At 39.4% G+C, this 269-nt stretch carries 1 rRNA gene; it reads right to left on the bottom strand.

What is annotated here, in order from left to right:
- Window positions 1-113 (bottom strand): 23S ribosomal RNA (locus GTP27_RS24470); the annotation flags it as partial.
- Between the last annotated feature and the right edge of the window lie 156 nt (window positions 114-269).

Raw genomic sequence — 269 nt, 5'->3', positions numbered from 1 at the left:
AATCTGCGGATCAAAGTTTGTTTGCTAACTCCCCGCAGCTTATCGCAAGCTACTACGTCCTTCATCGCCTGTAATCGCCAAGGCATCCGCCATGTGCACTTATTCACTTGTCCCTATAACGTTAGCTTCTGCGACTAACAGAAAGCGTTTATAGGAATAAGAAGTATTACGTTAATGCGTTTGTTGATACATACAATCATTACCCATCGTCTTACGTTTTACCGTAAAACGATCAATAAAAATTTACTTACTTCTTCCAGATTGTTAAA

Origin of the sequence: Duganella qianjiadongensis (genome assembly GCF_009857915.1) — a bacterium.
Lineage (GTDB): Bacteria > Pseudomonadota > Gammaproteobacteria > Burkholderiales > Burkholderiaceae_D > Rugamonas > Rugamonas qianjiadongensis.
Note: the sequence above shows the minus strand (reverse complement) of the source record. Positions and strands in the feature narration are given on the sequence as shown.